We start from the raw sequence: 13266 nt of genomic DNA, 5'->3' as shown, positions 1-13266 counted from the left end.
TGCCGCCGGCCGGCGGCAGGGACGTGTCAGAACTGGTAGATCAGGCGCACGCCGTAGGCCGGCTGCGCGCTGTGGAAGTCGCGCGGCGCGTGCAGGTCCCAGCCGGCGAAACCATCCCAGCTGAGCCCGCCATGCGCGCCGCGCACGCCGACGAAGCCGCCGACCAGGCTGCGCCCGGCCAGGCCGGCGGCGCTCGGCCCGGCGATGCGGCCGGCATCCACGCCCAGGTACGGGGTGATGCCCAGGCGCTGCACCGGCAGGTTGAGGCTGTTGCGCCAGTACGCGCCGCGCTCGGCGCCGAGGGTGCGTTCGCCGTCGAAGCCGCGCACGCTGTAGCGCCCGCCCAGGGTGATGAATTCCGAACCCAGCAGCAGTTGCGAAGACGTCTGCGCATGCAGGCTGCTGTCCCAGCTCATCGCCAGAGGACCCAGCGCGAACGGCAGGCCGGCGCTGACGTCGAGCGTGGTGACGCCGTAGCGGTAGCCGGGGAAGCCCACTGCCGGGTCGTAGCCGGTCCACTGCCCGTCGAACCAGGGCGTGCCGCGGCGATGGCCCAGGCGCGTGTCCAGTTGCAGCTTGCCCAGGTAGTGGCGATGGCTGAGGTAGAGCTCGGCGCTGGTGGTGTGGCGGCGCTGGATGCCGATCTCCACGCCATCCAGGTAGCTGCGCGCCGCGCGCTTGGCCACCACCATGCCCAGCGTGGTCTTGCTGGTACCGGTGCGGTGGATCACCCGCTGCAGATCCAGTTGCGCGCTGTCGGAACTGCCGCTGGACTGGAAGCTCTGGCGGAAACCCTCCACCTGCTGGTGGTAGCGGTACGACGACAGCGACAGGGAGAACGTCCACCAGCCCCACGGCACGCTGTAGGACAGGCTGTTGCCGCGGGTGCCGCGCTGGGCACCGTCGTCGACCAGGTCGTGGGTGTAGCCGATCGAGAGCAGGTCGTTGATGCCCAGCGGCGCATCCAGGGCGACGTCGACGCCGCCCTGGTAGCGCCCAGTGGCGCGCACACCCGAATCGTCGGCGTTGAGCACCGCGCGCCAGCGCCGGCTGCGCTGCACGGTGATCAGCAGGTCCGATTCACCGGGCTGCTCGCCCGGGGCGATGTCGATCTTGGCATCCTGCGACGGCACCCGCTTGAACTGCTCCACGCCCTGTTCGATCGCGCGCAGGTCCAGCACATCGCCCGGCCGCAGCGGCAGCGCACCGCGCCAGAACACGCGGCCGTCCGCCGACTGCACGCGCACCTGGCGCAGGCGCCCGGGCAGCAGCTCGAAGCGCAGCTCGCCGCGGGACAGGTCCTGCGCAGGCACGCCAATGCGGGTGGTGACGAACCCGCGCGCGACCAGTTGGTCCAGCGCACGGCGGCGGATCAGATCGATGCCGGCCGTGCCGATGCAGCGGCCCTCGTAGCGGCGCAGCGATCGCCACAGCCAGGAAAAACGCGCCGCATCGGGGCCGCCGCCGCTGAGGCGGATGCGCTGGATCGGGAAGCACAAGGCTTCGGTCGGCAAGGCGGTGCTGCGCATGTCGGCCGGCGCTTCGGCCTCGCGCGGGCCCACGAAGGGCGCCTGCCGGTCCTGCTCCTGCTGCCGCTGCACCTGCTCGGCCTGGCGCAGCTGTTCCTGGCGGTCGAGCGTGCTCGGCGGTTCCTGCGCCTGCGCCATGGACACACCGGCGAGCAGGCACGCAGCCAGCACAATGCGAGAAGCTCCTTTTCTCCAGCGATCCACTGCAACGTCCCCTGTGACGCTTCCGGCGTTTGCCTGCAGGTGCAGGCGCGATCACGCTGCAGCGCACAAGGCGCCGCGTTGCGCGGTTTTCCGTACGCATAAGTGTGGTGCAAACCACAGCGCGGCGCGATCCGGAAACTCCCGACACGGCGTCAGGAAATTCCCGTCAAAACAAGCATTTACGTGCGTCACGTCGCTTTTTGCGGTGACGCTTGTCACGCATTTCATGGCCACGGCAGCGCCCCGCGTGGCGCCGTCGCCTCCCCGTGCCAAGTCGCAGAGGTTGCGTCCTGAACCGACCACTGCGCTCGGCGCGACATGGCCGGTGCAGTCATTGCGGCAGCGGGCCCGGCGTCGACGCAGCAACGGTGGCGGTCCTTCGCAGTGTCGGCTCGCCCTGCATCCAGGCAGCCGAGACGGTCGCCTCATAGTGGCGGCCACGCGCTGCGCAGCAGTGCCAGGCACCCGGCACGCCTGTCATCGCAACCGGCTAAAATCCGCGGTTCATTTGCCTAGGTTCCCGCGCCCGATGACTCCGATCGCCCGCACCGCACTGGCCTGCGCCGTGCTCGCCCTGTCCGCCTGCAAGCCGCAGACACAGGTCGCCGACCCTGCCGCCAAGCCGGCCGCCACGGCGTCTGCCGCCGCGTCCGCTGCGGCCACGCCCGGTGCGGCCGACGACAATCTCAACGCGGTGCTGTGGATGCAGCGCTCGGCCGAGTACCAGGCCCTGGCCGAGCAGACCTATCGCGCCGCCGCCGACCGCCTGGATGCCGCGCTGAAGGAACCGAACTGGGACGCGCTGGTGCCGGAGGAGCGCGGCAACGCCGCCACCGGGTTGAAACCGGCAGTGGTGATGGACGTGGACGAAACGGTGCTGGACAACTCGCCCTACCAGGCGCGCCTGATCCGCAACGGCAAGGAGTACGACGAGGTCACCTGGGACCAGTGGGTCGCCGAGAAGAAGGCCAAGCCGATCCCCGGCGTGGTCGATTTCGCCAAGGCCGCCACCGCCAAGGGCGTCACCGTGCTGTACGTGACCAACCGCGCCGTGCACCTGACCGACGCGACCCTGGCCAACCTGCGCAGCGCCGGCCTGCCGGTGGCCGACAACAGCGTGCTGCTGGGCCTGGGCACGGTGGTCAAGGATTGCGAGCAGAACGGCTCGGAGAAGAACTGCCGGCGCAAGCTGGTCGGCCAGCAATACCGCGTGCTGATGCAGTTCGGCGACCAGCTCGGCGATTTCGCGCAGGTGGTGGCCAACACCCCGGAAGGCCGCGCGCAGTTGCTGCAGCAGTACCACGACTGGTTCGGCGAGCGCTGGTGGATGCTGCCCAACCCCAGCTACGGCTCCTGGGAACCGGCGCTGTTCAACAACGACTTCACCCAGTCGCGGGCCGCGCGCCACCAGGCCAAGGTGCAGGCGCTGGAGCTGGCGCAGTGAGCCGCGCGCCGCTGCCACTGACGCCGCGCGAGCGCCTGATCTTCGCCCTCGACGTGCCCGGGCGCAGCGAGGCGCTGGAGTGGATCGAGCGGCTCGGCGACGCGGTGGCGTTCTACAAGATCGGCATGGAACTGCTGGCCTCCGGCGAGTACTTCGACGTGCTGGACACGCTGGCCGGGCGCGGCAAGCGGGTGTTCGTGGACCTGAAGTTCTTCGACATCCCGGCCACGGTGGGCGGGGTGATCCGGCGGCTGTCGCAGTGGCCGGTGGACTACTGCACCATCCACGGCTGGCACCCGCCGATGATGCAGGCCGCGGCCGAGGCCAACGGCAGCGACATGCGCCTGCTGGCGGTGACCGTACTGACCTCGATGGGCCGCGCTGACCTGGCCTCGATGGGCATCGACCGCGCGCCCGAAGACGTGGTGGTGGAACGTGCGCTGGCCGCGCAGGCAGCCGGCATCGACGGCGTGATCGCCTCCGGCCAGGAAGCCGCACCGATCCGCCGCGCCACCGGCGCCGGCTTCTCCATCGTCTGCCCGGGCATCCGCCCGGACGGTCCGGTCGGCGATGACCAGCAGCGCACGGTGGGCGTGGCCCAGGCCTTCGCCGACGGCGCCGATGCGATCGTGGTCGGCCGGCCGATCCGCCAGGCCGCCGACCCGCGTGCCGCGGCCGAGGCGATCCAGCAGGAAATCGCCGCGACGCTGGCTGGCCGCACCGGCCATTGAATTTAAAATCAATGGCTTAGACGTAGATTATTAAACCATTGCATTAGCTTCGGCGTGCCGGTAGCATGCCCAGCGTCCGGCCTTGCCGGAGATGTGCCAACACCGTTCTCCGGCTTCGGTCGGATTTGGAGAGGCCCGCGCCTGGTGCGCGTGGCCTCTTTTTTTGTCCGCGCAGCGCGGGCAGTGCTTACGCAGGCTTGGCCGCGCAGTAGCGGTCGATGAAGGCCTGGTGCGGCGGCATCGCGTCGGCGCAATGGCCGATGGTCTGCTCGACGCTGGCCATGAAGCGCTCCAGGTCGGCCTGCGGCACCTGGTCCACCAGCGGGTGGTAGGCACGCGGTAGGATGCCCTGCCCGACCATCACCTGCACCCAGCTGATCTCGGCGAACATCTCGTCGCCGTTGCGGTAGAAGCGGCCGCTGTCGCGGAACAGCCCCAGCGTCTCCTGCAGTTCCGGGGTGATCGGCATGCTGCGGCAGTGCCGCCAGAACGCGCTGTCGTCGCGTTCGGTGGCGTGGTAGTGCAGCAGCAGGAAGTCGCGGATGCGGTCGAATTCGAACGCGATGCGCTCGTTGTAGCGCCGCACCAGCACCGGGCTGATGCCCTCGCGCGGGAACAGTTCCAGCAGCTTGGAAATGCCGGACTGGATCAGGTGGATGCTGGTCGATTCCAGCGGTTCCATGAAGCCGCTGGCCAGGCCCAGCGCGACCACGTTGCGGTTCCACACCTGCTTGCGGCGGCCGGTGACGAAGCGCAGCGGGCGCGGATCGGCCAGGGCCGGGCCGTCGAGGTTGGCCAGCAGCGTAGCCGCGGCCTCGTCGTCGCTGATGTGCGCGCTGCAGTACACATAGCCGTTGCCGGTGCGGTGCTGCAGCGGAATGCGCCACTGCCAGCCGGCCGCGCGCGCGGTGGCGCGGGTGTAGGGCGTGGGCGGACCGATCTTGGCGCAAGGCACCGCCAGCGCGCGATCGCACGGCAGCCAATGGCTGAAATCGTGGTAGCCGGTGTGCAGCGCCTGCTCGATCAGCAGACCGCGGAAGCCGGAGCAATCGATGAACAGGTCGCCGGCGATCGTGTCGCCCGACGCCAGGCGCACCGAAAGCACGTCGCCGGATTCGGGATGCAATTGCACCTCCTCGACGATGCCCTCGCGCCGGGTCACCCCGCGCTGTTCGGCGTAGCGGCGCAGGAAGCCCGCATACAGTGCCGCATCGAAATGGTAGGCGTAGGCGATGTTGGCCAGCGGGGAATTTGGCGGCACATCCGTGGCCGAGGTCATGAACCGGTCGCGCTTGGCGGCGACGGTGTTGAGCGTATAGGCGCCCAGCGGCTTCGCCTTGCCGGCCAGCGCCTGCTTGAACCAGTACTGCTGGAACGGCAGCAGCCCGAGCGGATGCCCGATCTCGGTGCCGAAGCCGTGCACGTAGGACGTGCCGGGGCGTTGCCAGTCGGCGAACTCGATGCCGAGCTTGAAGCTGCCCTGGGTGTGGCGCACGAACTCGGCCTCGTTGATGCCGAGCAGATTGTTGAAGGCCTTGATGTGCGGCACGGTGGCCTCGCCGACGCCGACGATGCCGATCTGCTCGGACTCGATCAAGGTGATGCGGTAGTCGGGGCCCAGCACACGCGCCAGCGCGGCAGCGGCCATCCAGCCGGCGGTGCCGCCGCCGACGATGACCAGGTTGCGGAGAGGGGCGGCGATCATGCGTGCGTGGTCCTGTACCGAGGAAAGAGGCGACCGCAAACGCGGACGGGGCCACGCGGCCCCGTCCGTTGAATCCCCACGCGCGCCGGTCGGGCACGCGCGTGGGTCATGCCGTGGATCAGAACTTGGCGCCGATCTCGAAGGTCACGGTGCGCGGCACGTACATGATGTCGCCGGTCTTGTTGATGGTGATGTTCGGATCGAAACGCCCATCGGAACCGAAATCGTTGTACGAGTACGACGCGTAGTTCTTGAAGTTGAAGGCATTGAGCAGGTTCACGCGTGCGGTCAACTTGAAGTCGTTGTACACGGTGAAGTCCTTGGTCGCCTGGAAATCGACCGTACGGTAGCCCCAGATCTTGCCGCCGACCAGGAACTTGCCGCTGCCTGGCGGCACCGCCGCCACCTGCTGGCAGGTCGCGCCGTCCGCATCGGTGTGGCCGTAGCAGGCGATGGTGTTGATCGGTTCCGGCGTCGCCAGCACCACCTTGGCACCGAAGGTCAGGCCCCACGGGCCATCGATCGAGCCGGACGCGACGAAGCGGTGCGCCGACACGGCATCGGACTTCACGAACGGATAGTCGTGGATGGTCGCCTTGTCGAACGCGTACGGCTCGTCGATGTTGCGGTTCTGACGCGCGCTGGTGTGGGTGTAGGACAGGGTCAGGCCCCAGCCCGATTCCTTGGTGTACGGCTTGTCGGCCGACAGCAGCACCTGGCTGCTGCGCTGCTCCAGGCCGTTCATACCGATGATCGTGTTCTGGTAGCCCGGCACCGGCTCGCCCCACGGCGCACTGCCGTTCTGGAAGTAGGCGCCGTTCGGATAGCGGTTGATCAGCGACATCGCGAAACCGTCGTAGCTGAGGATGCGCTGGAAGGTGACGTCGGTCTGCCAGTCACCGACCTGATTGGTGATGCCGATGCTGTACTGGTCGCTGTACGGCGTCTTCAGGTGGTTGTTGAACATGAACAGCTCGGCGCTGCCACTGACGCCGGGGATGGTGTTCAGCTGATCCACGCCATTGAGGTAGCGCGGATCCCACGCGGTGCAGACGCGGTCGCTGCGGTAGCACTGACCGGTGGCCGGGTTCTGGAAGTACACCGCGACCGGCGACAACGCGGCCTTGCTGGTTTCCAGCGCCAGCTGTTCGAACAGATTGCGATCGTAGGAGCGGCCAGCACCGCCGTGCAGCACCGCACTCTCGTCGCCGAAGAAGTCGTAGGAGAAGCCCAGGCGCGGCGCCCAGCCATCCTTGAAATTCTTGCGGTTACGGCCGGTGCTGATGTAGTCGGCGGCATTGATGCCGCTGGGCAGCAGGCGGTTGGCCCAGGGCTGGCCCGGGTTGGCCGGATCGTCGGAGTACAGCGCATTGACAAAGGCCTGCGAGGTGACGAAGTCGGTGTAGGCCGGGCTGTCTTCGTAGTCCCAACGCACGCCGACGTTGATCATCAGCTTGTCGGTGGCCGCCCAGTCGTCCTGGATGTAGATGCCGTACTGCTTGGACGGCGACTCCACCGTAGCCTTCTGGCCGGGCGTGTTGTAGGGCGCGACGTAGTCCACGCGGTACGGCGTGGCGGCCACGCCACTGCTGTTGACCGCATAGCTGAACTGCGGGTTGAGCGCGGCCGCATCCTGCGAGGTCAGCTTGATGTCCTTGTAGCTGACGCCCATCTTGATGGTGTGCTCGCCGTGCCACTGGAAGCTGGTGAAGGTCAGGTCGTTCTGCAGGAACCAGCCCTTCTGGCTCTTGCGCTGCACGTTCAAACCGCCGGCGGAGCCGGTCTCCAGGAAGGTGTACTCGTCCACGTCGGTGGAGCCGGCGCGGGGAGCCAGGTACTTGTAGACGATGCCGTTGCCGATGCTCTTCGGATTCGGGTTGTTCTCCGAATCTTCGGTGCCGACGATCAACTCGTTGAACCAATTGTCGGCACTGTGCTGCCAACGGATGTTGGCGCGCTTGTCCTTGTTGATCTTGTCGGTGCCGTGCTCCGGCGTGCTGGTGCCGCCGACGTTGCCGGTCTGGGTCTCGTCGCGGTACTGGCCGCTCAGTTCGATGCGATCGCGGTCGGTCGGCTCGAAATCGATCTTGCCGAAGTACAGGTCCTCGGTGAACGGCATGTTGGCCGCGCCGAACTGGCTCGACAGATTGGACGGCAGCAAGCCGACGTACGGCTGCGCCGTGTTGTCCGCCTGCACGCTCTTGGGCACCACGTTCTCCTTGCCTTCGTAGGCGACGAAGAAGTGCATGCGGTCCTGGATGATCGGGCCGCCCAGCGCGAAGCCGTATTCCTTGGTCTGCGAATCGATCTTGCCGTTCGCCTCGTCCGGACGCTTGTCGCGTAGATCCTGGTCGGTGTAGCGATAGAAGGCCTCGCCATGGAACTCGTTGGTGCCGGACTTGGTGGCCGCGGTGATCGCCGCGCCGCTGATCTGGCCGTACTCCGCCTTGTAGTTGGAGGTAATGACCTTGTACTCGCCGATCGCCAGCTGCGGGAACGGGTTGCCCTGGGTGTCGCTCTGGCCGGCGATGCCGCCGCCCTTGACGTAGCTCTTCTGGCCGACGCCGTCGATGTACAGGTTGCCGGCGCTGGCGTTGGATGCACCGCCGCGCAGCTTGGTGTTTCCGTTGCCGTCGATCTGGAACACCATGCCCGGCACGGTGTCGGCGAACTCCAGGAAGTTGCGGGTGGCCTGCGGCAGCTGCTGGATCTGGTGCAGCGACACCACGTTGCCCACTTCCGAGGTCTTGACGTCCTTCAGCAACGGCGCGCTGACGGTGACGGTGTCCAGCGTGGTCGCGTTGCCGCCGGCGGCCGTGGTCCCGGCATCGAGATCGACGGTGGACGAGGACGCCACCTGCAGGGTCACGGTCTTGGTGACGCCGTTGGCCTCGACCTTGTAGGTGCCCGGCGGCAGGCCGACCACGGTGTAGTTGCCGTTGGCGGCGACGGGCGCGCGGCGCACCGAGCCGGTGGCGATGTTGGTGACGGTGACCTCGGTGCCGGCCTGGGCGGCGGCGACTTGGCCGCGCAGGGTGGCGCTGCTGGACTGCGCCATCGCCGGCATCGTGGCGAACAGGCAGGTGGCCAGCGCGCAGCACAGCAGGCTGCGTGCGGGCAGGTTGGAGGCGGAACGCGATTTCTTCATGACAAAAGCCCTCCCAGGGCGGTAAACGGGATCGTTGTTGTGTTCTTCTAGGTGGTGCAAAAACGACATCGGTGCTGCATGCGTCGGTGTCAGTCCATGGCGGTCCCTCGCTGGGCACTGGAAGCACGAACGATGAGTTGCGGGGCGATCGCGCCGGCCGACGCTGCCGCCGCCGCCGAAGCGGCGTGCGGCTCCAGCGCGGCGAGCAGCAACTGCATGGCGCGGGCGCCGAAGCCGGCAATGTCCACGCGCATGGTCGTCAGGGCCGGATGCACGTAACGTGCCATCGGCACGTCGTCGAAGCCGGCCAGGGCGATGTCCTCGGGCACGCGCAGCCCGGCATGGGTGAAGGCGAACAGGCAGCCCAGCGCCATCATGTCGTTGGCGGCGAACACCACGTCCGGACGCTGGCCCTGCAGCAGGGCTTCGCCGGCGCGGTAGCCGGAGGCCTCGTCGAAGGCGCCGGGCAGCACCAGCGGCGCCACCTGCGGGCAGCGCTCGCGCAGTTCGTCGCGGTAGCCGCGCAGGCGCTCGCGCGCGTCGAAGTTGTCGTCCGGCCCGGCGATGAAGGCGATGCGGCGATGGCCCACGTCCAGCAGGTGGCGGGTCATCGCCCGCGCGCCGCCGTAGTTGTCGACATTGAGCACCTGCGCCTGGCCCAAGGGCTCGGCGCAGTTCATCAGCACCGCCGGCAGCGTGCCGGGGAGCATGTCGGCCGGGTCCTCGGCATCGCTGGCCAGGGACGGCGACATGATCAGCAAGCCGTCGACACGCCCGGGCATGCGCCGCACCGCCAGCCGCTGCTGCTCCGGTTCACCGTGGTAGCTGGACACCAGCAGGTGCAGGCCGCGCTCGCGCGCCACCGTGTCGATGCCGCGGATCAGTTCGGAGAAGAACTCGCCGTGCAGGTCCGGCAGCACCACGCCGATGGTGTGGGTGCGGCGGCTGCTCAGGCTGCGCGCGGCGTGGTGCGGCACGTAGTGCAGGGTCCGCGCGGCTTCCAGCACGCGGGCGCGGACGGTTTCGGCCACGTGCTGGTGACCGTTCATGGTGCGCGAGACGGTGGCCACCGAGACGTTGGCCAGCCGCGCCACGTCCTTGATGGTGATGTTGGCGCGCGGATCCGGCGCCGGGACGGGGGGCGGGCTCACCAGCGTGCCTCCAGGGTCCGGAACGGGGTGGACAGGGTCACGCCGCCGGCGTCGTACTGCGCGATCCGGCGGCCGTCCACGCGCACCTGGGCCGGCCGCGTGCGCGTCGGCCAGACCACGCGCACGGCGGTGCCGGAGCGCAGGCCGCTGTCGAGTTCGACGCGCAGCCGCCCGTCGCGCTGGCGCGCGCGCAGGCCGAGGGTGCCGTAGGCGGTGGGCAGGCGCTGTACGGCCAGGCCGTCGTCGGCCAACCAGGCCGGCGGCACGCCGGGCAGCAGCACCAGCGCGTCGTCGCCCTCGTGCATGAGCATGCCGAACAGGGTGCGCGCGTACTCGGCACCGATCCAGGTATGCGGCATGTCGCCCAGGTAGCGCGGGAAGCGCAGTCGCGACTGCACCACCTCGGCCAGCACCTGCCATTCGAACGGGCGGCGGTCGCGCAGCAGGTCCTGCAGCAGTTCGTCGGCCACCTGCGGCTGGTCCAGATGCACGTAGGTCAGCACGTTGCGCATCTCGTACGGGGTGTAGGCCCACAGCGCGTTGGGCTGCTTGCGCTTGCGCACGTCTTCCAGGTAACGGGCGAAGGTGGTGCGCAGCGCGGCCTCCGGCAGCAGGTCCTGCTGGCCGGTGGGATCCAGCGCGATGGAGACGCTGGTCGGATCGCCGTCGCCCAGGTCGGCCGCGGCCGGAATGTAGTCCGCGCCCTTCCACGCCATGGTGGCGCGGATCGAGGCGGCCAGCGAGGTGCGCAGCGCGGCGTACTGTTCGCGCGCCCAGGCCGCGGTGGCGGCATCGCCCAGCGATTCGGCCAACCAGGCACCGTCGTGCCAGCCCTTCAACGCCCAGTAGTCGTCCCAGTAGCTGTGGGTGGGACTTGAATAGCCTTCGTGGCTGATCGACGGGGCGAGGATGCCGCGGAAGCGTTCCGGCGCCGGCTGCTCGGCCATGTAGCCGGGCACCAGGGTGCGCTCGCGCGACGTCTGCAGGAACTGCATCGCCAGCTTCACCTTGGGCAAGTAGGCGCGCACGCTCTCCGGGCCGCCGTCCAGCCGCGCCACGTCGGCGACCAGGGCGATGTACTCGCCCTGGCTGTCGTACTCCAGGTCCGAGCCGAAACCGTCGTTGACGCTGCCGTCGTCGTTGAGGATCGGCGAGACCAACCCGTTCGGGTGCACCGCGTGGTCGCTGTACCACTGCAGGTAGTCGCGCGCGACCTGCGCCTGGCCCATGCGCAGCAGGATCGCCGAGGTGGCCATGCCGTCGCGGATGAAGGAGCGGTTGTAGTTGCGCGGCCCCGGCTGCATCGCCGGGCCGGTCTGGTTGATCAGCATGTACGCGGCCTGCGCGCGCAGCATGTCCACCAGGCTGGCGTCGGGCAGACGCAGGCCGACATTGCCCAGGCGCTGCTGCCAATCCGCGGAGACCTGCTCGGCCAGCGCCTCGAAGCTGCGGCCCGCATCGCCGCGGCCGGCGGCGAGCAAGGCATCGCGGTCCAGCGGCGGCGCCGGCGGCAGGCGACCCTGGGCGTCGGCGCTGGCGGTCCCCAGCGGGAACGCCAGCACCACGTCCTGCTGCGCGCCCGGCGCCAGGCGCACGGTGTAGGTCAGCATCGCCGCGGCCAGGCCGTCGGCGTCGTGCGCCTGGCGCTGCGTCGGCAGCGTGCCGGCGGCGACATGGCGGGTGATCTCGGTGGCGCCGTTCGCGCCGAACGCCTCGGCCCCGCCGGCGCTGGGCGCGCTCAGCGAGGTCAACAGCACGCGGCCGTTGACCTGCACGGTGCCGCCGTCGACGGCAATCGCGTGGATCGGCGACAGGCCGCCGTTCTGCCACGGCGGATTCATCTGCATCGGCCGCACCAGCAGCGACAGGGTGCCGCTGACCGGGGCGGTACCGGTGTTGCGCAGGCGATGGCGCAGCAGCGTCACCGGCTGGCCGTCGCGTTCGATCGCGAAGGTCTCGCTGCGCAGTTCCAGCCCCGGCTGCGGCGACCAGCGCACCGACGGCATCGGCTTCCAGCCGTCGCGCAGGGCGTGGGCCAGCGCATGGCCGTCGGCGCCGGCGGCGGTGCCGGAGGCGTCTCGCCACAGCGGCTGCACCAGCGGCGCGCCCTTCCACGCTTCCAGGTTGCCGTATTCGTCGAAGATCGATTTCTGCCGGCCGGCGTGGATGCCGACCGCGGTCCAGTAGGTCTGCTGCATGTGCAGCGAGGCCGGGAACAGCGCGCGCGTGGCGCCGCGCTGCGCGGCGACCTGGTAGCGCTTCATCGGCGTCATCACCGCCTTCGGCCCGAGCAGACGCAGGCGCGCCAGGGTCGGCGCGACGCCACCGGGCGCAGCGTCGACGCGCAGGCGCAGCGCGCGCACCGGCAGCGGCGCCGTGCCGGCCAGGTAGGCGCTGTCGCTGTCGCCGGCCTGCGGGTCGTCGGCCAGCGTCCGCCAGCGGCCTGCGGCATCCTGCGCCTGCAATTGCGCCGCGCCATGCGCGCCGGCGAACTCGACGATCATGCCGGCGCTGTCGAACGCGCGCGGGAAGGCGATGTCCAGTTGCCGCGCCTGCATGCCCTTGCCCGGCATCGCCACCGCAGTACCACCCTGCCACAGCGCCGCGGCGTCGGCCGCGGACACGCCACGCAACTGCGCCGCGTCGGCGCCCAGCGGCTGCATCTCGTAGATCGACACGCCCCAGTCGGCGCTGCGTTCGGGCGCGGCCAGGCGCAGGTAGCGGGCCAGGTGCGGGGCGAAGAAGACGGTCTCGATGCCGCCCAGCGAATCGGTCATGGTGTAGACCGTGTCCCAGCGCTGGCCATCGCGCGAGGTCTGCAGCAGAAAGCCCTCCGGATTGGAGGTGTCCCACTGCAGGCGCACGCCGCCGACCTGCGCGGCGCGGCCCAGATCGATCTGGAACCAGTGGCCGGGACTGAAGGCGCCGGCAGTGCGGGTGCTGGCGTCGCCGTCGATCAGATAGCCGATCGCCTGCGCCTTGACCTGCTTGGAGGAACTGGACGCCTGCCATTGCGCACGCGGCGGCAGGCGGCCGTCCTGCGCCTGCACCGGGGCCGTCATCGCAAGTCCGCACAGGACTGCAGACAACACCCAGGCGCAGCGGCGCGCGCCACCGTGACCGAGCACTCGGATGATCTCTGACGAATATCGCACTGGGTCCCCCGGCCAGCACCGCCTCAATCGAGGTGGGCGGACGTTAGCAGCAACTGCAAGCGGTTACATGATGCGTTGCAACATGTGCAATCCCCCGGCACGTCTGGCGATACGCCGACATGCCTGTCCCGACGGCCCCAGGCCGGGTCATGAAATGTCCTGCCACGACAGCCGCCGCCCCCAGGTCGCTGCCGGGTCG

7 protein-coding genes are annotated in these 13266 nt (G+C 69.2%); 2 read left to right on the top strand and 5 right to left on the bottom strand.

The genetic code is table 11. The features are described from left to right. Positions 1-26 precede the first annotated feature (26 nt). Entirely contained in the window at positions 27-1667 is a 1641-nt protein-coding gene (locus Q7W82_RS03385) for a ShlB/FhaC/HecB family hemolysin secretion/activation protein (RefSeq protein WP_242158378.1), read from the bottom strand. Between the two features lie 595 nt (positions 1668-2262). Between Q7W82_RS03385 and Q7W82_RS03380 the strand changes: the two genes are divergently transcribed. Together Q7W82_RS03380 and pyrF are read left to right on the top strand one after the other, a co-directional pair. Then, a complete protein-coding gene (locus Q7W82_RS03380; RefSeq protein WP_242157477.1) occupies positions 2263-3177 on the top strand; it encodes a 5'-nucleotidase, lipoprotein e(P4) family in 915 nt (304 codons plus the stop codon). Next, positions 3174-3908 (top strand): orotidine-5'-phosphate decarboxylase, encoded by a 735-nt coding sequence (gene pyrF / locus Q7W82_RS03375; RefSeq protein WP_242157486.1) that lies wholly within the window; start codon positions 3174-3176, stop codon positions 3906-3908. Before Q7W82_RS03380 ends, pyrF begins: the two co-directional genes overlap by 4 nt. 187 nt (positions 3909-4095) lie before the next feature. On the opposite strand, the gene Q7W82_RS03370 is transcribed toward pyrF, so the two are convergent. From Q7W82_RS03370 to Q7W82_RS03355, 4 genes are all read right to left on the bottom strand, one after another. Continuing rightward, positions 4096-5613, bottom strand: a complete 1518-nt coding sequence (locus Q7W82_RS03370; protein ID WP_242157488.1) for a tryptophan halogenase family protein — start codon at positions 5611-5613, stop codon at positions 4096-4098. 118 nt (positions 5614-5731) lie between these two features. Next, the gene (locus tag Q7W82_RS03365) at positions 5732-8761 is read right to left on the bottom strand and encodes a TonB-dependent receptor (protein ID WP_242157490.1); all 3030 of its coding nucleotides are present in this window, start codon (positions 8759-8761) and stop codon (positions 5732-5734) included. A gap of 89 nt (positions 8762-8850) precedes the next feature. Next, positions 8851-9912, bottom strand: coding sequence for a LacI family DNA-binding transcriptional regulator (locus Q7W82_RS03360; protein ID WP_242157493.1), 1062 nt, complete (start codon positions 9910-9912; stop codon positions 8851-8853). Next, positions 9909-12974, bottom strand: coding sequence for a discoidin domain-containing protein (locus Q7W82_RS03355; protein ID WP_242157502.1), 3066 nt, complete (start codon positions 12972-12974; stop codon positions 9909-9911). Before Q7W82_RS03355 ends, Q7W82_RS03360 begins: the two co-directional genes overlap by 4 nt. Positions 12975-13266 lie beyond the last annotated feature (292 nt).

It is taken from the genome of Xanthomonas indica (assembly GCF_040529045.1).
Taxonomy (GTDB): domain Bacteria; phylum Pseudomonadota; class Gammaproteobacteria; order Xanthomonadales; family Xanthomonadaceae; genus Xanthomonas_A; species Xanthomonas_A indica.
Note: the sequence above shows the minus strand (reverse complement) of the source record. Positions and strands in the feature narration are given on the sequence as shown.

Coding starts and splice junctions, on each gene's coding strand:
- Q7W82_RS03385 (WP_242158378.1), bottom strand. CDS start 1,667: ATGGCGCAGGCGCAGGAACCGCCGAGCACGCTCGACCGCCAGGAACAG.
- Q7W82_RS03380 (WP_242157477.1), top strand. CDS start 2,263: ATGACTCCGATCGCCCGCACCGCACTGGCCTGCGCCGTGCTCGCCCTG.
- Q7W82_RS03365 (WP_242157490.1), bottom strand. CDS start 8,761: ATGAAGAAATCGCGTTCCGCCTCCAACCTGCCCGCACGCAGCCTGCTG.
- Q7W82_RS03370 (WP_242157488.1), bottom strand. CDS start 5,613: ATGATCGCCGCCCCTCTCCGCAACCTGGTCATCGTCGGCGGCGGCACC.
- Q7W82_RS03355 (WP_242157502.1), bottom strand. CDS start 12,974: ATGACGGCCCCGGTGCAGGCGCAGGACGGCCGCCTGCCGCCGCGTGCG.